This window comes from Methylobacterium sp. P5_C11, assembly GCF_054049775.1.
The window spans coordinates 11,892-30,743 of sequence record NZ_JBFULS010000034.1; the positions used below are offsets into that span (position 1 = coordinate 11,892).

Sequence of the window (18,852 nt, forward strand, 5' to 3'; positions counted from 1 at the left end):
GGAAACGTCGATGGGCCTGATCAAGGAGATCGACTACGGCACGCCGATCCGCGTCAGCGAGCAGACGGTGACGCTGACGATCGACGGCATGTCGGTGACGGTGCCGGCCGGCACCTCGGTTATGGCGGCGGCGATGCAGGCCGGGACGCAGATCCCGAAGCTCTGCGCGACCGACTCGCTGGAGCCGTTCGGCTCCTGCCGCCTCTGCCTCGTGGAGATCGAGGGCCGGCGCGGCACCCCGGCCTCGTGCACGACCCCGGCCGAGAACGGCATGGTGGTCCACACGCAGAACGAGAAGCTCGCCAAGCTCCGCAAGGGCGTGATGGAGCTCTACATCTCCGATCACCCCCTCGACTGTCTGACCTGCGCGGCCAACGGCGACTGCGAGCTGCAGACGCAGGCCGGCGTGGTCGGCCTGCGCGACGTCCGATACGGCTATGAGGGCGACAACCACGTCCGTCCGAGTTCGGAAAAGTACCTGCCGAAGGACGAGTCGAACCCGTACTTCACCTACGATCCGTCGAAGTGCATCGTCTGCAACCGCTGCGTCCGCGCCTGCGAGGAGGTGCAGGGCACCTTCGCGCTGACCATCGCGGGCCGCGGCTTCGACAGCCGCGTTGCGGCCGGCCCGACCAACTTCTTCGAGTCCGAGTGCGTCTCCTGCGGCGCCTGCGTGCAGGCCTGCCCGACCGCGACCCTCCAGGAGAAGTCGATCCACGAGTACGGCCAGCCCGAGCACGCGGAGGTCACGACCTGCGCGTATTGCGGCGTCGGCTGCTCGTTCAAGGCCGAGATGCAGGGCGAGCGCGTCGTCCGCATGGTTCCGTACAAGGGCGGCAAGGCCAATGAGGGCCATTCCTGCGTGAAGGGCCGCTTCGCCTACGGCTACGCCACCCACAAGGACCGCATCACCAAGCCGATGATCCGCGAGAAGATCACGGATCCGTGGCGCGAGGTGTCCTGGGAAGAGGCGATCGACCGGGCGGCCTCCGAGTTCAAGCGGATCCAGGCGAAGTACGGCAAGGATTCGGTCGGCGGCATCACCTCCTCGCGCTGCACCAACGAGGAGGCCTACCTCGTCCAGAAGCTCGTGCGCGCCGCCTTCGGCAACAACAACGTCGATACCTGCGCCCGAGTCTGCCATTCGCCGACCGGCTACGGCCTGATGTCGACGCTGGGCACCTCGGCCGGCACCCAGGATTTCAAGTCGGTCGAGAATTCCGACGTGATCCTGGTCATCGGCGCGAACCCGACCGACGGCCACCCGGTCTTCGGCTCGCGGATGAAGAAGCGGCTGCGCCAGGGTGCCAAGCTCATCGTCGCCGATCCCCGCAAGATCGACCTCGTGAAGTCGCCCCACATCAAGGCCGACTACCACCTGCCGCTGAAGCCCGGCTCCAACGTCGCGTTCATCAACTCGCTGGCGCACGTGATCGTCACCGAGGGGCTGATCGACGAGGCCTATGTCCGCGAGCGCTGCGATCTGGCCGAGTTCGAGTCCTGGGCGCGGTTCATCGCCGACGAGCGCCACTCCCCGGAGAACCAGCAGCAATTCACCGGGCTCGACCCGGCGGACGTCCGCGGGGCGGCCCGGCTCTACGCCAAGGGCGGCGCGGCCGGCATCTACTACGGGCTGGGCGTCACCGAGCACAGCCAGGGCTCGACCATGGTGATGGGCATGGCCAACATCGCCATGGCCACCGGCAACATCGGCAAGCTCGGCGCCGGCGTGAACCCGCTGCGCGGCCAGAACAACGTGCAGGGCTCCTGCGACATGGGCTCGTTCCCGCACGAGCTCACCGGCTACCGCCACGTCTCGGACGACGCCACCCGCGAGAGCTTCGAGGCTCTCTGGGGCGCCAAGCTCGACAACGCGCCGGGCCTGCGCATCACCAACATGCTCGACGAGGCCGTCGAGGGCAGCTTCAAGGGCCTGTACATCCAGGGTGAGGATATCGCGCAGTCCGATCCCGACACGCACCACGTGACGAGCGGCCTGATGGCGATGGAGTGCATCGTCATCCAGGACCTGTTCCTGAACGAGACCGCCAAATACGCCCACGTCTTCCTGCCGGGCGCCTCGTTCCTCGAGAAGGACGGGACCTTCACCAATGCCGAGCGCCGCATCTCGCGCGTGCGCAAGGTCATGGCTCCGATGGGCGGATACGGCGACTGGGAGGGCACGGTGCTGCTCTCCAACGCGCTCGGCTACAAGATGGAGTACAACCACCCGTCCGAGATCATGGACGAGATCGCCTCGCTCACCCCGAGCTTCACGGGCGTGTCCTACGCCAAGCTCGACGAGCTCGGCTCGGTGCAGTGGCCCTGCAACGAGAAGGCGCCGCTCGGCACGCCGATGATGCACGTGGACCGGTTCGTCCGCGGCAAGGGCCGGTTCATGATCACCGAGTTCGTGGCCACCGAGGAGCGGACGGGGGCGAAGTTCCCGCTGATCCTGACCACGGGCCGGATCCTGTCCCAGTACAATGTCGGCGCGCAGACGCGGCGTACCGAGAACTCGCGCTGGCACGAGGAGGACGTGCTGGAGATCCACCCGTTCGACGCGGAGCTGCGCGGCATCGTCGACGGCGACCTCGTCGCCCTGGAGAGCCGGTCCGGCGACATCGCCCTGAAGGCCAAGATCTCCGAGCGGATGCAGCCGGGCGTGGTCTACACCACCTTCCACCACGCCAAGACCGGCGCCAACGTCATCACGACGGACTACTCGGACTGGGCGACCAACTGCCCCGAGTACAAGGTGACGGCCGTGCAGGTCCGGCGGACCAACCGGCCCTCCGACTGGCAGGCGAGGTTCTACGAGGAGGACTTCTCCCTCACCCGGATCGCCCAGACCCTGGACGCGGCAGAGTAAGAGTAACCGATGAGTGCCGTGACGCAGGCGGACAAGCTGGTCCGCATGGCCAACCAGATCGCCACCTTCTTCCGGTCCTACCCGGAGGAGGAGGCGGTGGCGGGCATCCAGAAGCACATCAAGGCGTTCTGGACGCCGAAGATGATCGCGCATCTGGAGGCCGCACTGCCGGAGCAGGGTGAGCGGGTCGACAGCTACGTGCGGCAGGCGCTCCACGGCGGTGAGCCGCAGGCCGAGAGCCCGGTGCGTCCGGCGACCCGGGACCCGCAGCTCGCGGGTGCGGGCGCCAGCGACGCGGGCTGAGCCGCCCGAGGCCGGGCGGGACCTCCAGCCCGCGCCCCGCCTGGCTGGCACGCAATCACGCGAATCAGCCCCTGTCCCGACTGGGAGCAGGGGTGTTTCGCGTCTGATACCGTTTCTGGGTCATCGATCGGTTCCGCCGTCTTTGCGAGCGGAGCGAAGCAATCCAGCAGCGCCACGCTCTGTACGATCGCGCGACCCTGGGTCACTTCGCTGCGCTCGCGATGACGGAGCGAGACGTGTCAACCGAAGCGGTCAACCGGAAACCGTCTGAGCCTATGCAAAAAGGCGTTGCGACGGCGGCACTGCTCGCCGATCGGGTGCCCGGCCGTCCCACCCCGATTGGCCCGGCGACATCCGCCGCCGAGCCCCGGGACGTCAGGTCTTCAGGGCGACGGTGAAGTCGGCCTCGGTCTTCTTGCGGATCTCGTCCTCGGTGACGCCGTCGGCGAGCTCGATGAGCTTCATGCCGCCGTCGCCCTTCTTGTCGATCTCGAACACGCCGAGATCGGTGATCACCAGGTCGACCACCTGCGTGCCGGTGAGCGGCAGGTCGCAGGCCTTGAGCAGCTTCGGGCTCTCGGTGCCGTCCTTGTTCTTGGCGACGTGCTCCATCACCACGACCACGCGCTTCACGCCGGCGACGAGGTCCATGGCGCCGCCCATCCCCTTCACCATCTTGCCGGGGATCATCCAGTTGGCGAGGTCGCCGTTGCCGGCCACCTGCATGGCGCCGAGGATCGACAGGTTGATGTGCCCGCCGCGGATCATCCCGAAGGAATCCGCCGAGGAGAAGTAGCTCGTCGTCGGCAGCGCGGTGATCGTCTGCTTGCCGGCGTTGATCAGGTCCGGATCCTCCTCGCCCTCGTAGGGGAAGGGACCCATGCCCAGCATGCCGTTCTCCGACTGGAGCTGCACCGACATGCCCTCGGGGATGTAGTTCGACACCAGCGTCGGGATGCCGATGCCGAGGTTCACGTAGAAGCCATCCTCCAGCTCCTTGGCGGCGCGCGCCGCCATCTGCTCGCGGGTCCAGGCCATCGTTCTCGCTCCCTTCCCGTTCGATCAGTGCGTGCCGCCGCCGGCCGCCGCGGCCGGGGTGCTGTCGCCGCGCTTGCGCGTGGTGCGCTGCTCGATGCGCTTGTCGCGCTGCCCGACGTCGATGATCCGCTTCACGAAGATGCCGGGCGTGTGGATCGTGTCCGGATCGATCGCGCCCGGCTTCACGAGGTGCTCGACCTGCGCCACCGTCATCTTGGCGGCGGTCGCCATCATCGGGTTGAAGTTGCGCGCGGTCATCCGGTAGCGGAGGTTGCCCTCGGTGTCGCCGGTGTGGGCGTGGACGAGGGCGAGGTCGGCGAACAGGCCGCGCTCCATGACGTACTGCTCGCCGTCGAACTCGCGGACTTCCTTGCCCTCGGCGACCTTGGTGCCGACGCCGGTCTTGGTGAAGAAGGCCGGGATTCCGGCGCCGCCGGCGCGGATCCGCTCGGCGAGCGTGCCCTGCGGGTTGAACTCGATCTCCAGCTCGCCGCCGAGATACTGGCGGGCGAATTCCTTGTTCTCGCCCACGTAGGACGAGATCATCTTGGCGACCTGCCGGGTGTCCAGGAGCTTGCCGAGGCCGACCCCGTCGATGCCGGCATTGTTCGACACGACGGTCAGGCCCTTGACGCCCGAGAGGCGGACCGCCTCGATCAGCTCGTCCGGGATGCCGCAGAGGCCGAAGCCGCCGCACATCACCATCATGTCGTCGTGCAGGAGGCCGGCCAGGGCGGCGGCGGCATCCGTGTAGACCTTCTTCATCGAACCGTCCTTTTCCCGCCGGACCCGACCGGCCGAAACCTTGGGAAGCGCGTGTCCTCGCGCTTGCTCTCCCCGATTCCGCGCGTGAAATCCAGTGGCGCCGCACACCCTGTGGCGCGGTCCCGGGCGATCCGTAACCGGCACTGCGCTGGGGAGCGCGGGGTGGCTCGGTACCGGCGCGGCAGACAAATCCGGCTGAGGGGTTTAAAAAGCACCCGCGACGTGCAGACCTGCCGGGCTGTGACAGCCCGAGGGGCCGGCCTCCGGCCATAGCCGCCGCCCCTCTCGGAGGATGAAGTCTCTGCGCCGCCCGATCTTCGTCCTCGCTCTCGGGAGCCTGATCGTCGCCGGTCTCGGTCTGCGCGACTGGCCGCTCGATGACGGCCGGGCGACGGCGTTCGCCCGCCGCGCCCTCGGCGCGTACGGGATCGACCTGACCCTGCGCGGGCCGGCGAGCCTGACCCTGCTGCCCTGGCCGCGCCTGACCCTCGGCCAGGTTCGCCTCGCCGCCGGATCCACCGGGCCGGTTCTCGCTGACGACGGGCGCCTGATCGTCGACCTTGACCCGCTGAGCCTGCTGGGTGGCCATGCCGCCGTGGGCGGCCTGCGCCTGGAGGGCGCGCGCCTGTCGGAGGATGCCGGCGGCTGGGATGCGCCGCTGGCCCGCCTCGCCGAGCAGGCCCGGTCCGGCGTGATGGCGCGGCCGCGCCGGATCGTCGTGCGCGGCGCGCGCCTCGCCGACGGCGGCGCAGCGCGGGACATCGACCTCGACGTCGCATGGCCGCTCTGGAGCGCGACCGCCGAGGCTCGCGCCAGCCTGATGTGGCGGGGCGTGCCGACCCGGATCACCCTCACGCACCTGCGCCCGGCCGAGATCGCCCTGCGCCGCACCAGTCCGTTCACCGCGGACGTCACGTGGCCCGGCGGCAGCCTCGCGGCGGACGGGACGATGGGGCTTTCGGCCGAGGGCGGCGCGTCGCCGGCCCTCTCCGGAGAGCTGCGCTTCGCGACCCGCTCGCTGCCGGAAAGCCTCGCTTGGCTCGGCCGGGAGGCGCCGCTGGCGCCCCTCGCCGGGGCCTTCACCATCGACGGCCGGTTCGAGACCGCGGAGCGGTCCGTCTCCTGGCCGCGCCTGCGCATCGGCATCGGCCAGAACGTTCTGGAGGGGGCCGGCGCCGTGACGCTCGGGTCGGGCCAGGCGCCGCGCCTTGCGGTGCAGGCGACCCTGGCGGCCGAGACCCTCGACCTCACGCCCCTCGCCGCAGATCTGGCGCGCCTGTTCGAGGCCACTCCCGTGCCGATCGCCCTGGCGCCGGTCACACAGGGCGACCTCGACCTCCGCCTCTCGGCAGTCGAGGGGCGCGCCGGAGCTGTCCGGGTGCAGGATCTGGCTGCGAGCGTGCTGGTGCGGGACGGCGCCCTGGAAGTCGCGGTGAACCGGGCGCGGATCCAGGACGGTACGGTCAAGGGACGCGCGATCCTGGCGAGCGGGACGGATCCGGCCGAGACCGAATTCCGCACCCAGGGCAGTCTCGACCACGTCGACCTCGGCGCCCTGCTGGGCGAGATCCGCGCGACGCGCTGGCTGGTCGGACTCGTACAGGGCCACTTCGCCCTGGAGGCCAAAGCCCGCGACTCGGTCGGCCTTCTTGCGCATCTCGGCGGCCGAGCGACCCTCGGCGCGGATAACGGCACCATCACAGGCCTGGATCTCGCCGATGTCGTTCATCGCAATGGTGTGGTGGCGTCCGGCGCCCTCGCGCGCCGTAACGGCCGGACCGCCTTCGATCGCGCCGTGGTGACGTTGCGCTTCGTCGATGGGGTGGGTGAGATCGCCGAGTCCGGGCTCCTGGGGCCGAGCGTCGGGGCTACGCTGCGCGGACAGGTGTCGCTGCCCGAGCGGCGGCTCGACGCCAGGGGCGAACTGGTCCTGCGTCCCCCGGCAGAGCCGTCCCGCGGCCTGCTGTTCGAGGTGTCCGGCCCGTGGAGCGCCCTGACCGCCCAGACGGCTGTCCATGGCGAAACGTCCGAGGCCGCCGGCCGCTACGGCGAGGCGATGCTGCCCGATCCCCTCAAGCTGCCCGCCACACTCGGCCTGCCCGGCACCGCTCGCGCGTACGCGCCGTGACGGCGGCGCGATGGCGTCGGCCACGGCCAAGCCTTAAGATCGGGCTCCGACCGTCTCTGTGATCCCCATGCGCCGCCTGCTCATCGAGGAACCTGTCACCCGCGCGGGGCCGCTGGCCCGGCGGCTCGCCGTGTTCTCCCTCATCGCCACCGGCATCGCCCTCGTCCTCGTCCGTGATCCACGTGCCGATACCGACGCGGCGCTCGTTGCGCTGGTGGCGGGTCTCGGCGTCGCGCTCCTGGCTATGGCGGCGGCGGTCTTCGCCTTCGTGCGGGTCTGGCGCGAGGGTGCCCGTGGGCTCGGTGCCGCCCTCGCCGGGCTGATCCTGGCGCTGGCGGTCCTGGGCTATCCGGCGTTCCTGGGCCTGCGCGGCCTGCGCCTGCCCGCGCTCTCCGACGTCACCACCGACATCGACAACCCGCCCGCGTTCTCGCGCTCGCGCGCCGCCTTCGCGGCCCGGGGCGGTCGCTATCCGGTGGATCCCGGCTCGGCCATCCGCGAGCGCCAGCGCGGGGCCTATCCCCAGATCGCACCGCTGACCCTCGACATCGGCGCCGACGAGGCCTTCGAACTCGCCCGGCAGGCGGCTTTGAAGCGGCACTGGCAGATCGTCGAGGCGATCCGGCTGGGCGGCCGCACCGGAAACGGCCGGATCGAGGCGGTGGCCCGCGGCCTGATCCTCAACCTGCCGGACGATGTCACCGTGCGCATCCGCCCCCGAGCGGACGGGGCGCGAATCGACGTACGCTCGGCCTCGCGGCTCGGCGGCCGCGATTTCGGCAGCAACGCCGACCGCATCCGGGCGTATCTCGACGACGTCGCCAATCTCGCCATCAGAGTGAAGTGAGGCGACGCGCCGCTCAGGCGGGCGCGTAGGTCCCGTCCAGCCGGGGTGGGCCGTCGCAGGTCGCGCGTCCGCCCTCCACCAGATCCTCCAGGTGGGCGAAGACCGACAGTGCGGCCGCGCCGCGCAGCCGCGGATCGAGCCCCTGGTAGATCGCCGCGACGATGTCGGCGATGCGTGCATCTCCGGCGGCCAACCGCGCGCGGATCGCCGCCTCCCGCTGGCGGCGATGGCCGGCCAGCCCGCGGAGAAAACGAGCCGGTTCGCGCACCGGTCCGCCATGGCCGGGCCAGTAGACCGCCTCGTCGCGCCGGCGCAGCTTGTCGAGGGAGGCCATGTAGGCACGCATCGTGCCGTCCGGTGGGGCTACGATCGTGGTGGACCACGCCATGACATGGTCGCCGGAGAACAGCGCCTGCGTCTCCGGCAGTGCGAAAGCGAGGTGGTTCATCGTGTGGCCGGGCGTCTCCACGGCCTCGAGGGTCCAGCCCGGACCGGCCACCGTGTCGCCCTCCACCATCACCCGGTCGGGGGCGTAGACCCGGTCGGCGCTGGCGTCGAGCATCGGGACCTCGGCCTCCGACAGGGCACGTGCGGCCCGGTGCGGGCCACACCCGATCACGGGCGCGCCGGTGCGGGCGGCGAGGAGCCGTGCCCCCGGCGAATGGTCGCGATGGGTATGGGTGACCACGATGGCCTCGATCCGCTCCCCGTCGAGATCCGCGAGCAACGCGTCGATATGGGCCGGATCGTCGGGGCCTGGATCGAGGATCGCCACCCGGCCGTGTCCGATCACGTACGTGCAGGTGCCGCTGGCCGTGAACGGGCCGCCGTTCGGCGCGACCCGGCGACGGATCAGGGGTGCGACGTCGTCGAGCCGCCCCGCCGACGGCATCGAAGGCTCCAAGGTGAGGCGGTTGTCGTCGGGGTCCGCCATCGCGCTTCCATGCGTCCGATGGGGGTGTCCTTGGCGGGTTCGCGCGCATCTGGCAATCGCCGGGCCGGCCGAAGCTCCGTATCGGCCCGCCTCACGACCGGCAAAACCCGGAGGGACCGCCCGATCGGCACGCCGCGCGTCACGGTATCCTGCTGGGTGTGCGACCGGCACCGGGCGGCGCGGGCATCAACCCCGCGCCAGGAGGCCCGAACGGGGCCTCCACACCCGCGCTCTCGGCGGGTGGGAGCGCGCCTTCACGGCACGCGACCGCCGTGATCCGCCGCCACCACTGCCGAGCCTGCCCAAAACGGGTCGGCGTCGGTCAGTTCGGGCGGCGGGGTTGCCGGGCGCGCACGCGGATCGGCACCGGAGCCGGTGCCGTGACGAGACCGAGCGCCGCCGCGCGCAGGGTTTCGCCGATCCGATCCACGGCATCGGCGAGGCGCACCGCCACCGCGGTGGCCTTCGATCGGACGGCACTCTTGACAGATTGCAGCATCGCAAATCCCGGATCGAGCCTGAAGACCTAAGTTCGAACGCTAGCGCCCCAGTCTCGTTCCGTCACCCCTTGTCGCGGACGGCGCGCGCGCGGCTCGTGCGCACAGGACTTTGCCAAGGCGGCGGAACCGGAGCGAAACCTTGGCGTTTTCGTGTTCAGAACGACGCGGCCAGCCCGCGTTGGTATTTTCGAAGGATACGAACAATGCTCGGTTGGGCTGTAACTTTTCTCGTCGTCGCTCTCGTGGCCGCGCTGCTGGGCTTCGGCGGTATCGCCGGAACGGCAATGGAAGCTGCCAAGCTGGTGTTCTTCGTCGCGATTGTCCTGTTCGCGATCTCGGCGGTCGTCGGTCTGATGCGTGGCCGCTCGCCCACGCTCTGAACGTCCGGCGGAATACCGGCCCACCCCGTGGGTCGGTATTCGGCCGAAGCCCGTAAGAAGCCGTCGCGCCTCGCGACGGCTATTTTCATGCTGCTTCGACGGCAGTCCCGCGATTTTACGAACCGTGGTTGGCAGAACTTGCGATCGAACGAGCGGGCCTGCGCTCAGGACTTGCGATCGCTGCTGTCGAGTTTCGCGATCAGTTCGGCGAAACGATCGGGAACGGGCTGCTGCGTGACCGTGTCGTACATCGCACGCAACTGCGCAGCGATGCGGGTACGGGTTTGATCGCTCAGGCCGTTGCGTGACCGGACGCGGTCGGGCTGGGCCAAGGCGCTCGAGGGTGCGTCGTCGGCGGTGCTGGTGCGGTTGTCGGATTGGCGATCAGACGCAGTAGCGGCATGCATGCCGCGCGCGCGGAACCCTGCCTCCTCGCCCTGATCCGTCATCAACACGCCCCTTGTTGCCGAAGTCGGCGTGGCCGCATTGTGCTGCGGCTCGACATACGCCATGGCTGCGGCGGCAACGCCTGCCCGCCGGGATCGGTTCCGCCGGGGGGTGGAACGGAGTGCGGGCCTCCGCGTTGGGCGGTAGGCTGGGCAGGATACAAGCCGGCCCCGGCAGGCCCTCGGTCCAGGATCGAGGCGTTCGTGGCCGGGCAACACGGCGAGGCACAGGGGATCGAATGTCGACATCGCAACTCGTGGTACAGCACCTGCCGTACCTGCGCCGCTACGCGCGCGCGCTCACGGGGAGCCAAGTGGCGGGTGACGCGTACGTCGCCGCCACCCTGGAGACCCTTGTCAACGAACCCGACACGCTCGGCCGGAGCACCAACATCAAGGCCGATCTGTTCCGGGTCTTCACGCGGATCTGGAACTCGCTCTCGGTGAACGGCCGCAGTGAGCAGGTTCAGCATGACCTCCCGGCGGAGGTGCGTCTGGGCCAGATCACGCCGCTGCCGCGGCAGGCCTTCCTGCTCTCCTGTCTTGAAGGCTTCTCCGAGGAGGACGCGGCGATCATTCTGGGTGTCGACGTGTCCGAGGTCCGCGACCTCGTGGACGAGGCGGGCCGTGAACTCGCCGCCGACATGGCGACCGAGATCCTCATCATCGAGGACGAGCCTCTGATCGCCATGGATCTCGAGGCGCTGGTCGAGGGGCTCGGCCACAACGTCATCGGCGTCGCCCGCACCCGCACGGAAGCGATCAAGATCGCCGGCGAGGGCAAGCGTCCCGGCCTGATCCTGGCGGACATCCAGCTCGCCGACGGCTCGTCCGGACTCGACGCCGTGAACGATCTGTTGAAGACCTTCGAGGTGCCGGTGATCTTCATCACCGCCTATCCGGAGCGCTTCCTCACCGGCGAGCGCCCCGAGCCGGCCTTCCTCATCGCCAAGCCCTTCCAGCCCGCAAACGTCTCGGCGGTGATCAGCCAGGCCCTGTTCTTCCAGCAGACGGCCCGGCGCCGGGAAGCCAAGTCGGCCTGAGGTTGCCCTAGGAGGGTTGGACGCGGCGGGGTCCGCCGCGTCCAACCTGAGCCTGATCACCAAAAACCCCGGCGCGAGCCGGGGTTTTTTGTTGTCGGCCGTCGCGCTGGCGGGGATGTCTCCCAGAGAGCCGCGCAAAAAAACGGGCCGGAGAACGCTCCAGCCCGTCGAGAAGGTTCCGGCCGATGCACAAGGGGAATGCGGGGAGGACCAGGTGGCCGGGTGCTGAGAGAACGGATGTCGGCYCCTGAGGTTCCGGCGGGCGCTCTTTTTCGGTGATCGTGATTTTTTTGCTACACGGTATGGCTGTGGACGGAAGGCGTGCGCCCGCGCACCAGCGGCCAATCTGCGATCGAATACTCAGTCTGCATAAGCGCGAAACAGTCTAGGAACCTGCGTTTGCAGGGCGCGTTGTATGTACATCCTGTCAAGCTCTCGCGACGAGGTCGGGGCAATGCTGCGGTCTGGTTTCATTCTGGGCGTGAGTGCTCCCGCCGCGCTTCTCACCATCCTCGTCCAGCCGGTCGTGCGCGAGACGGCGGATCGTTGGACACCGCCGGCTCCCACGGCGCAGATCATTCAGGCGCCGCTTCCGGGAATGCGCCCGGCGTCCCTCGTGATCAGCCCGACACGGGTCGCGGGCGTTCAGCGTACCGAGAGCCAGACCGCCCCGGTGGCCGGCGAGGCGCAAGGGTTGGACATCAAGCCGATCCTGCGACAGCCGCCGCGTCGCTTGGTGCGCGAAGGCTGCGAAACAGCGCTCAGTTCCCTGGTCGGCCCCGAGGCGCGCCGCATGACCCCCGGCCGCTGCATCTCCTGATCTCCTGTCCCTGGAGAAGATACGACAAAAGGCCCCGCCGATCCGGCGGGGCCTTTTGTCGTTCGGGACGAGCCCGACATGAAAACGGCGCCGGTCCTGGGGGACGCGGCGCCGCTACGCGACACAATTCAGCCTTCGCCTCACTCGGCGCGGCCGGTCCCCGTGGACTGGCCGCCCTTGCGACCGGCGGACGAGGCGAGTTCGCGGTCCTGGGAGAACGAGCGCTTCTCGGCCGGCACGCTGCGGCCACCCTTGCTGGCGATCTCGCGCTGCCGCTCCAGGTTCATCGAGGCAAAGCCCCGCTTCGAGGTCGAATTTCCGGACGCCATCAGTTCCTCCTCAGGCTTCGCTTCACCCCGCAACAACCTTCAGCAATAACCAAGGTTCCTGTCCCGAGACATGCTCAAGCTTCCGCCAGCTAAGCTTGGCAGCAACCTGGGCCTCGTCTGCGGCGTTGGTCGACATTGGACCGCGGTGAACGTCCGCAGCAGCATCCGGCGCACCCCCTTGAAGGCCCGCTGACTTGCCGCGGCCGGCCGGCGGGGCCGTCCAGAACGAGAGAAGGGCTTTGGCGCATGACGAACCGCAACATGGTCAAGGATGCCGCCGACGGCGCGCCGACGGTACGTCCGAACACGCCGCCGCTGCCGCCGATGCCGGCGCCGGAGGATGCCGCGACCCCGACCACGCGCGAGGACCCGATCGACTCGCCGCATCTGAATGCCAGCCTGAAGCGCGAGGCACCCGTCCCCGGCAGGGAGGGGCTCTCCACCAAGCGATGAGACGCGGCGTGGCTCAGGGAGCCGGCCTGCGCGCGAGGCGGGTCAGGGCGGCGATCAGGAGGGCGATCGCCAGGACGGTCACGAGCCCGGCCGCCGTCAGGATCCGCTGAATGAGCGGCGTGTAGATGCCGCGCGCGGCGTCGTAGCCGTAGCACAGCAGGGTGAGGCGGTCGGCCAGTCCACCGATCCGACCCTCGCCGGCCTCGGTCAGGGCGAGGCGGAGGTCGTGCCCGGTGAGTGCCAGCGGCGAGAGCACGCGGGCGACCCGGCCGTCGCCGCCGAGCAGGATAGCGGCCGCCGGGTGGGCGAAGCTGTCGGTGCCGGCATCGAAGACGGCGGTGTAGCCGAGGGCGCCCGTGAGACGTGCGAGGGCGCGGTCCGAGGCGATCAACGCCCGGGGGCCTGCCGACAGAGCCCGGTCACCGAGGGTGTCCGCAAGCATGCGACGCGCCGCCGCGGCGTCGTCGCGCGGGTCGATCCCGACGAGGACGAAGGCGTAGTCCTTCGCCGGGAGGCCGGTCGCCGCCAGCGCGTCCGCCGACATCGAGACCATCGGATCGCACACGTTTCCGCAGGTGTAATCCACCGGCAGCAGCAGGGCCGGCCGGCCGCCGAGCGCCTGCCCGAAGGTCGTGACCCCCCCCGTGCGCGCATCGGTGACGACGAGGTCCAGCGGGGCGCGGGCGCCGGGGGGCGGCGCGAGGGCGACGCGGGCGAGATCAGCCTGAACCAAGCGGGCGGCGGCGGGCTCCGAGCCCAGGACGAGACCCAGAGCCAGGAGGGCGCCGAGAGCGCATCCCCGGCCGGCGTCAGGCGCGGGGCTGGACAAGTGCCTGACGAACCGCATGGATATGTCGGCCCGTCCGGCCCCGCCGTCCTGGGCATGAGACCCGTCGCGGAGCCCCCGAATGACCCTCGACACCGAGGTTTCCTCCCTGAAGCAGGTCCCGCTGTTCCGCGAGGTGGAACCGGCGCGCCTGAAGCTGCTGGCCTTCACCAGCGAGCGGGTGCATTTCGAGCCCGGGCAGCGCTTCTTCGCCCGGGGTGATGTCGCGGATGCGGCCTACGTGATCCTGTCGGGCACCGCGGAAGTCAGCATCGATGGCACCGCCGGCCCGGTACGGCTGGCGCTGCTGGGACAGGATGCCCTCGTCGGCGAGATGGGCATCCTGGCGGAGCAGCCCCGGTCCGCCACCGTGACGGCGGAGTCCGCGGTGACCGCCCTGCGGATCGACCGCGGCGTGTTCCTGGAACTGCTGGCACAGTTTCCACAGATCAGCATCGCCCTGATGCGCGTCCTGGCGCTGCGGCTGGAGCAGACCAATCAGGCGCTGGCCGAGAGCCGGGGCTGATCACGTCGTCGCGTAGGTGATGAACTCCAGCAGCGAGCCGTCCGGATCCCTGAAATAGACGCTCAGGCCGGAACCCGCGGCACCGTGCCGCTCCACGGGGCCGAGTTCCACGGGGATGCCGGCGGCTTCGAGATGGGCGATCGCCGCCTCGATCGAGCCCGACCAGCGGAAGCAGAGGTCGCTGTTGCCGGGCTGGACCGGTTTCGCCGCCACCGGCTCTGCCACGACGCCCGGACCATGGCAGTTGAGCTGAACGCCGCCGAACCTGTAGGCGAAGCCCGAACCCCGCTCGATGATCTCGGCCCCGACCACGTCCCGATAGAAGGCGTTGGAACGCGCCCAGTCGCTGACGTGGATCACGCAATGATCGATGTGGATTGCCGGACTGAGCGGCACATCGGCCACGACGGTCGCATCCTCGGAAAGAGTTTCGGTCTCGGGCATCGTTCACCTCCGCGGAGGCCGCAATAGAGCCTCGCACCGATTCAGAATTAGGGCGCAACCGTGGCCGAGGGAGCGGGCCGCGCACGGACCGCTGCGGCGGAAAAGCTACATCGTCACCGGCGGGGAGACGGTAGGCAGGGTGGGACGACCGTATCCCGCACGACAGGACCTATGATCGCCTCGTTTCCCTCGGCCTGGAGCCGCCTGCACCGCATCGTTCTCTCGCGGATCCTGCTCGCCGTGATGGCCATCGCGCCCCTGGCCGCCTGTCAGACCCGTCCGGTCCAGCTCGCGCAGGACGACGATTCGGCCTGGTATGTCGGCACCAAGCCCGACAAGCCCTTCGACATTCCGCTCGTCGACACCCAGCGGCTCGATCCGAAATACCGGCGGCAGCAGGTCAGCTACGCCGGTCCCGAGCAGCCCGGCACCATCGTGGTCGACATCGACAAGCGCCAGCTCGTCCTGGTCCAGGCCGACGGGATGGCGATGCAGTACGGGGTCGGCGTCGGCAAGGCGGGCTTTTCATGGAAGGGCGAGGCCCGGGTCGGACGCAAGGGCGTCTGGCCCGACTGGAGCCCGACGACCACGATGGTCTCGCTCAATCCCGATCTGCCGCGGACCCGCAAGGGCGGCCTCGACAACCCCCTGGGGGCCCGCGCGCTCTATCTCTATCAGGGCAACCGCGACATCCTGTTCCGCATCCACGGCACCAACGAGCCCTGGAGCATCGGCGAGCAGCTGTCGTCGGGCTGCGTCCGGATGCTGAACGAGGATATTGCTGACCTCTTCGAGCGCGTGCCGGTCGGGACCCGCGTCCTCGTCAAGCGCAACGGCAAGTATCGGACCTGATCGGCCTCCACTTGTTGTTGAGACGGGTGGCATCGGCGCGGATGGACGATCCAGCCCTCGCCCCGGCCACGAAAAGGGTACCCACGTGAGGCTCTGCGCTTCGCGCAGGGCCACCGAGCGGACGATCAGAACGCCTCAGCCGGCGGGTGCCGCGGCCGCTTGCTTGCCATCGTCGGAAGCGGCCCCGGCGAGGCGGCCGAGCGCCGCGCGATCCAGGGCGGCCTCGCCCGTCCTTCCGTCAGGTGCCATCCCGTCGCTCGCCAGGATCGCCGCGGTGGTGAGGCCGGTGGCGGCTCGGCCGGCCGGTCGTTCCGGCCCGATGGCGACGTCGGCCCAGACGAGGAGCGCCGCGCACAGGGCCATGCCGGCCAGCAGGGTCTTGAGAAGGCTCATCGAGGCTTAACGACGACCCGTGAGCCGGTGTTCCGCTGCGCAGCTTGGCCCGCCATTCAAAACACATTCGCAACCACCGCGCGCGATGGTCGGGGCCGGGTGGTCCCGCCCGTCCGGCCGGCAAAACCGCCACATTGGCGGCGCACCGTGGCGCCCTCGACGGACCGCCTATCAGACGCCCCGCCCACGCTCGGACACCCCGTAATGATCAGATCGATGCTCGCCGTGCTTCTCCTCTGCGGCCCTGCCGCGGCGGCCGGGACGATCAGCGGGCCGGCGACCGTGATCGATGGCGACACGATCGAGGTGCAGGACACGCGCATCCACCTCTACGGCATCGACGCCCCCGAGTCGGCGCAGCGCTGCGAGACCGACAAGGGTCTGGAATATCGCTGCGGCCGCAAGGCCGCACGGGCGCTGCGCGCGCGGATCGGTGGTGGCCTCGTCACCTGCGAGCGTCAGGAGGGCGCCGTCGCCGGCCGCGTCTCCGGAACCTGCCACGTGAACGGCGAGGATCTCTCCGCCTGGATGGTCGGTGAGGGGTTGGCGCTGGCCAGCCGCCAAGCGACGCCGGCCTACACCCGCCAGGAAGGCCATGCCTGGGCGACCCGCCGCGGCATCTGGGCCGGCACCTTCGAGAAGCCGGCCGACTGGCGCCAGGACCGCAGCCGGGTCGAGGCCTCGGCCGGAACGAGCGCGGCCGATTGATCGCGGCAGCGGCGGCTCAAGCCGCCGCGTCCTGACCCTCGGTGAAGTCCCGCCACAGCAGGACCAGGGCGGCCATCACCGCCGGCCCGACGAACAGGCCGAGCAGCCCGAACGTCTCGACCCCGCCGAGGATGCCGAGAAGCACCCACAGGAAGGGCAGCTTCGTCGTGCCGCCGATCAGCGCCGGCCGGATGAAGTGGTCGGCCACGAAGGTCACGACCAGGCCCGCGGCCGCCACCACCAGCGCTGCCTTCGCCGAGCCGGCCGCAACCAGGAGGAGCGCCGCGATGGCGATGGCCACGGCCGCCCCGAACGGGATCATGGCCGCCACGGCCGTGAACGCGCCGAGCAGCACGGGATGGGGTACCCCCGCGAAGTAGTAGACGACCCCGAGTATGAAGCCCTCGCCGAGGCCGACCAGCACGAGCCCGTCGACGGTGCCGTGCACGGAGGCGACCATCTGACGGGCGACGCGCTCGCCGCGCGGGCCGAACAGGCGGTGGCAGGCGGTGAGCGACTCGTCCCGCACCGTTCGCCAGTCGCGGAAGAGGAAGAACAGGGCCACCAGGCTGAAGCCGAACAGCACGATCCGGTGCACCACCTCGCGTCCGACGTTGCGCGAGGCGCCGAGGACCGAGTTGTTCTCGAACCGGTGCAGCAGGTCGGTGCCCGCCTGCGCGTGGCCGAGATTGTCGTTCCACCACGCGGTGGCCTGCGCGGCGCCGTAGGGCAGGTGCTGTAGGAAGTCGGGCGCCGGGATGCCGCTCGCCTCGGCGTTGCGGACGAACTCGGCCACGTCGTGGGCCTCGCGGGCGGCCTGGATGCCGAGGATCGCCAGCGGCGCCAGGAAGATCAGCGCCACGGCCGTCGTCATGAGCGTGGGCAGGAGGATGTTGTGCTTGCCCGGCGGGAAGCGATGCTCGAGCCGGGCGTAGAGCGGCCACAGGGCGATGGCGAGCACGACCGCCCAGGCCAGCGCCGGCAGGAAGCCGTGCAGGATCCAGAGGCCCAGGGCGGACAGCGTCAGGACCATGAGGACGCGGGCTGCCCCCTGCGAGCGCGCCCGCTCCTGTGGCGGCTGGGGCGGCGTCTCGATTCGCGCTGGTGCGGCGGCGGGCTTGGTGATCGGTGGCATCCGTCTGGTCTCCTGAGGACGCGCGGTCCTCTCGCCGTCAAGCTGGGGCCGGCGCATCGGCGGGGTACGCGCATCCGCACACACGATCGCGCGCGTGTGGACAGGCGCTGAAACGCCGGGGGACGGCCGCGGTTGCCGCCTCTAACCCCCTCGTGTAGAGGTCGCCGCCATTCGATGGGGCCGCGTACCAGGGCCTCTGTAGGCCTAGGGTGGCCGCGCGGGGCGTCTGCGCCGGGCCGCCCGGCGGCGAGGGGGCTCCCGCACCACCGACCCGGAATTCGAACAGCCCGCGAGAAGACATGTCCGACGAGCCCGCCCACGGCAGCGCCACCTTCGAGCGCGTGGCCGACATCATAGCCGAGACCGCCGACATCCCGCGGGACAAGATCACCCCCGAGAGCCACGCCATCGACGACCTCGGCATCGACAGTCTCGCCTTCCTCGATATCGCCTTCGCGGTGGACAAGGCCTTCGGGATCAAGCTGCCCCTCGAGCGCTGGACCCAGGAGGTCAACGAGGGCAAGGTGCCGGCCGAGGAGTATTTCGTCCTCAAGAACCTCTGCGCGCGCATCGACGGCCTCGTGGCCGAGAAGGCCGCCAAGGTCTGAACCAAGGCCGATCCGACTCGTCATGCGCCTCGAATATTTCGAGATGATCGACTCCGTGCGGCTCCTCGACCGGGCCGCCGGCCGAATCGAGGCGCTCGCCCGGGTGCCGATGGCCAGCCCGGTCTTCGAGGGTCACTTTCCCGGCCATCCCCTGGTGCCGGGGGTCCTTCTCACGGAGACGATGGCGCAGGCCTCCGGCTATCTCGTGCTGGCCCATCTCGATTTCACCCGGATGCCGTTCCTTACCGGAGTCGACAAGGCCCGCTTCCGATCCTTCGTGGGACCCGGAGCCGACCTTCTGGTCACGGCGAACCTGGAGCACGACGGCTCGGGCTATGCGGTGACGAGGGCTGCGATCAGCCACGCCGGCAAGGCGCTGTGCGACGCGGAGCTGCGCTTCCGCACCATGCCGTTCCCGGATGGCCTCGACACGCCGATGCGCGAGCGGGCGCGGACGATCGGCCTCTTTCCCGATCCGGCCCAGCCCGAACGCGAGCCCTGA

At 69.9% G+C, this 18,852-nt stretch carries 23 protein-coding genes; 13 read left to right on the plus strand and 10 right to left on the minus strand.

All coding sequences use genetic code 11. The annotated features are described in order from the left end of the window. Window positions 1–10 precede the first annotated feature (10 nt). Together fdhF and ACXJKQ_RS17615 are read left to right on the plus strand one after the other, a co-directional pair. Window positions 11–2,872, plus strand: coding sequence for a formate dehydrogenase subunit alpha (fdhF, locus tag ACXJKQ_RS17610; protein ID WP_457107025.1), 2,862 nt, complete (start codon window positions 11–13; stop codon window positions 2,870–2,872). Between the two features lie 9 nt (window positions 2,873–2,881). Beyond that, a complete protein-coding gene (locus tag ACXJKQ_RS17615; protein WP_457107026.1) occupies window positions 2,882–3,175 on the plus strand; it encodes a formate dehydrogenase subunit delta in 294 nt (97 codons plus the stop codon). Window positions 3,176–3,550: 375 nt separating this feature from the next. Here ACXJKQ_RS17615 and ACXJKQ_RS17620 read toward each other — a convergent pair whose 3' ends face one another. Continuing rightward, window positions 3,551–4,213, minus strand: coding sequence for a 3-oxoacid CoA-transferase subunit B (locus ACXJKQ_RS17620; protein ID WP_457107027.1), 663 nt, complete (start codon window positions 4,211–4,213; stop codon window positions 3,551–3,553). Between the two features lie 24 nt (window positions 4,214–4,237). After that, a complete protein-coding gene (locus ACXJKQ_RS17625; protein ID WP_457107028.1) occupies window positions 4,238–4,978 on the minus strand; it encodes a CoA transferase subunit A in 741 nt (246 codons plus the stop codon). A gap of 292 nt (window positions 4,979–5,270) precedes the next feature. Between ACXJKQ_RS17625 and ACXJKQ_RS17630 the strand changes: the two genes are divergently transcribed. Beyond that, window positions 5,271–7,106, plus strand: coding sequence for an AsmA family protein (locus ACXJKQ_RS17630; protein ID WP_457107029.1), 1,836 nt, complete (start codon window positions 5,271–5,273; stop codon window positions 7,104–7,106). A gap of 67 nt (window positions 7,107–7,173) precedes the next feature. Beyond that, window positions 7,174–7,953, plus strand: coding sequence for a DUF1499 domain-containing protein (locus ACXJKQ_RS17635; protein ID WP_457107030.1), 780 nt, complete (start codon window positions 7,174–7,176; stop codon window positions 7,951–7,953). A 13-nt stretch (window positions 7,954–7,966) separates the two neighbouring features. Here the strand turns inward: ACXJKQ_RS17635 and ACXJKQ_RS17640 are convergent, their stop codons facing one another. Together ACXJKQ_RS17640 and ACXJKQ_RS17645 are read right to left on the minus strand one after the other, a co-directional pair. Continuing rightward, on the minus strand, window positions 7,967–8,845 hold the full coding sequence (locus tag ACXJKQ_RS17640) for an MBL fold metallo-hydrolase (protein WP_457107064.1): 879 nt from the start codon (window positions 8,843–8,845) through the stop codon (window positions 7,967–7,969). Window positions 8,846–9,209: 364 nt separating this feature from the next. After that, window positions 9,210–9,386, minus strand: coding sequence for a hypothetical protein (locus tag ACXJKQ_RS17645; RefSeq protein WP_457107031.1), 177 nt, complete (start codon window positions 9,384–9,386; stop codon window positions 9,210–9,212). 204 nt (window positions 9,387–9,590) lie between these two features. Between ACXJKQ_RS17645 and ACXJKQ_RS17650 the strand changes: the two genes are divergently transcribed. Beyond that, window positions 9,591–9,767 carry a DUF1328 domain-containing protein gene (locus ACXJKQ_RS17650; RefSeq protein WP_007568853.1) on the plus strand — a complete coding sequence of 59 codons (177 nt, stop codon included), beginning with the start codon at window positions 9,591–9,593 and terminating at the stop codon, window positions 9,765–9,767. Between the two features lie 164 nt (window positions 9,768–9,931). Here ACXJKQ_RS17650 and ACXJKQ_RS17655 read toward each other — a convergent pair whose 3' ends face one another. Then, entirely contained in the window at window positions 9,932–10,279 is a 348-nt protein-coding gene (locus ACXJKQ_RS17655) for a NepR family anti-sigma factor (RefSeq protein ID WP_457107032.1), read from the minus strand. Window positions 10,280–10,452: 173 nt separating this feature from the next. On the opposite strand from ACXJKQ_RS17655, the gene ACXJKQ_RS17660 reads away from it, so the two are divergent. After that, window positions 10,453–11,256 carry a response regulator gene (locus tag ACXJKQ_RS17660; RefSeq protein WP_457107033.1) on the plus strand — a complete coding sequence of 268 codons (804 nt, stop codon included), beginning with the start codon at window positions 10,453–10,455 and terminating at the stop codon, window positions 11,254–11,256. A gap of 415 nt (window positions 11,257–11,671) precedes the next feature. Then, window positions 11,672–12,076: a hypothetical protein gene (locus ACXJKQ_RS17665; RefSeq protein ID WP_457107034.1), complete on the plus strand. Its 405-nt coding sequence runs from the start codon at window positions 11,672–11,674 to the stop codon at window positions 12,074–12,076. Between the two features lie 140 nt (window positions 12,077–12,216). On the opposite strand, the gene ACXJKQ_RS17670 is transcribed toward ACXJKQ_RS17665, so the two are convergent. Beyond that, window positions 12,217–12,405: a con-10 family general stress protein gene (locus tag ACXJKQ_RS17670; protein WP_043349455.1), complete on the minus strand. Its 189-nt coding sequence runs from the start codon at window positions 12,403–12,405 to the stop codon at window positions 12,217–12,219. A 246-nt stretch (window positions 12,406–12,651) separates the two neighbouring features. Between ACXJKQ_RS17670 and ACXJKQ_RS17675 the strand changes: the two genes are divergently transcribed. After that, window positions 12,652–12,858 (plus strand): hypothetical protein, encoded by a 207-nt coding sequence (locus ACXJKQ_RS17675; protein WP_457107035.1) that lies wholly within the window; start codon window positions 12,652–12,654, stop codon window positions 12,856–12,858. A gap of 13 nt (window positions 12,859–12,871) precedes the next feature. On the opposite strand, the gene ACXJKQ_RS17680 is transcribed toward ACXJKQ_RS17675, so the two are convergent. Beyond that, window positions 12,872–13,705 carry an electron transporter gene (locus ACXJKQ_RS17680; protein WP_457107036.1) on the minus strand — a complete coding sequence of 278 codons (834 nt, stop codon included), beginning with the start codon at window positions 13,703–13,705 and terminating at the stop codon, window positions 12,872–12,874. 61 nt (window positions 13,706–13,766) lie between these two features. On the opposite strand from ACXJKQ_RS17680, the gene ACXJKQ_RS17685 reads away from it, so the two are divergent. Beyond that, a complete protein-coding gene (locus ACXJKQ_RS17685) occupies window positions 13,767–14,210 on the plus strand; it encodes a cyclic nucleotide-binding domain-containing protein (RefSeq protein ID WP_457107037.1) in 444 nt (147 codons plus the stop codon). Here the strand turns inward: ACXJKQ_RS17685 and ACXJKQ_RS17690 are convergent, their stop codons facing one another. After that, window positions 14,211–14,654, minus strand: coding sequence for a VOC family protein (locus ACXJKQ_RS17690; RefSeq protein WP_457107038.1), 444 nt, complete (start codon window positions 14,652–14,654; stop codon window positions 14,211–14,213). A 171-nt stretch (window positions 14,655–14,825) separates the two neighbouring features. On the opposite strand from ACXJKQ_RS17690, the gene ACXJKQ_RS17695 reads away from it, so the two are divergent. Then, window positions 14,826–15,506, plus strand: a complete 681-nt coding sequence (locus ACXJKQ_RS17695; protein ID WP_457107039.1) for a L,D-transpeptidase — start codon at window positions 14,826–14,828, stop codon at window positions 15,504–15,506. Window positions 15,507–15,641: 135 nt separating this feature from the next. Here the strand turns inward: ACXJKQ_RS17695 and ACXJKQ_RS17700 are convergent, their stop codons facing one another. Then, the gene (locus tag ACXJKQ_RS17700) at window positions 15,642–15,899 is read right to left on the minus strand and encodes a hypothetical protein (protein ID WP_457107040.1); all 258 of its coding nucleotides are present in this window, start codon (window positions 15,897–15,899) and stop codon (window positions 15,642–15,644) included. Window positions 15,900–16,103: 204 nt separating this feature from the next. On the opposite strand from ACXJKQ_RS17700, the gene ACXJKQ_RS17705 reads away from it, so the two are divergent. Further along, window positions 16,104–16,607, plus strand: a complete 504-nt coding sequence (locus ACXJKQ_RS17705) for a thermonuclease family protein (protein ID WP_457107041.1) — start codon at window positions 16,104–16,106, stop codon at window positions 16,605–16,607. Window positions 16,608–16,623: 16 nt separating this feature from the next. On the opposite strand, the gene ACXJKQ_RS17710 is transcribed toward ACXJKQ_RS17705, so the two are convergent. Further along, window positions 16,624–17,742 (minus strand): AI-2E family transporter, encoded by a 1,119-nt coding sequence (locus ACXJKQ_RS17710; protein ID WP_457107042.1) that lies wholly within the window; start codon window positions 17,740–17,742, stop codon window positions 16,624–16,626. 299 nt (window positions 17,743–18,041) lie between these two features. Between ACXJKQ_RS17710 and ACXJKQ_RS17715 the strand changes: the two genes are divergently transcribed. After that, on the plus strand, window positions 18,042–18,350 hold the full coding sequence (locus ACXJKQ_RS17715; protein ID WP_010683687.1) for an acyl carrier protein: 309 nt from the start codon (window positions 18,042–18,044) through the stop codon (window positions 18,348–18,350). A gap of 22 nt (window positions 18,351–18,372) precedes the next feature. Beyond that, on the plus strand, window positions 18,373–18,852 hold the full coding sequence (locus ACXJKQ_RS17720) for a 3-hydroxyacyl-ACP dehydratase FabZ family protein (RefSeq protein WP_457107043.1): 480 nt from the start codon (window positions 18,373–18,375) through the stop codon (window positions 18,850–18,852).